The sequence below is a fragment of the Streptomyces sp. NPDC059455 genome (assembly GCF_042750115.1).
Lineage (GTDB): Bacteria > Actinomycetota > Actinomycetes > Streptomycetales > Streptomycetaceae > Streptomyces > Streptomyces endocoffeicus.
In genome coordinates this window covers 1-425 of record NZ_JBHYVB010000231.1, presented here as the reverse complement: position 1 = coordinate 425, position 425 = coordinate 1, and the positions used below count along the sequence as shown (strand labels likewise).

Annotated in this window: 2 protein-coding genes; both read left to right on the top strand. The window is 72.2% G+C overall.

Annotated features, from left to right (window positions below):
- A partial coding sequence (locus ACFXB5_RS45885) for a hypothetical protein (protein ID WP_385219932.1) occupies window positions 1-209 on the top strand: 209 nt, incomplete at its 5' end.
- Between the two features lie 18 nt (window positions 210-227).
- Window positions 228-425 (top strand): polyketide synthase docking domain-containing protein (locus ACFXB5_RS45880; RefSeq protein WP_385219930.1); only part of this gene is annotated, 198 nt, incomplete at its 3' end.

The window sequence follows — 425 nt, the reverse complement described above, 5'->3', positions numbered from 1 at the left end:
CCCGCCCCCGGGAGGGTCCAAACAACCCGGGCGCCGCCCCCCGGCTCGGGGACCGGGCGCCCACCCACGGCACTGACGCCCCCGGGCCGGCCGGCGGCGCCGACATCGAAGCGACGCTCGAGGCGGCGTCGGTCGACGACGTACTGGCCTTCATCGACGACGAGTTCGGAATCGTGGACCCGGCGGATTCCGACCGCGCCTACGAGTGAAGGGGAAGGTGACCTCCGGTGGAGAACGACGAGAAGCTGGTCCGGTACCTCAAGCGGGTGGCCGCCGACCTGCACCAGGCGCGGCAGCGGCTCACCGAGATCGAGGCCGCGCAGTCGGAGCCGATCGCGATCGTGGGGATGGCGTGTCGGTTGCCGGGTGGTGTGACCACGCCGGAGGAGCTGTGGGACCTTGTGGTGTCCGGCGGTTACGCGGTC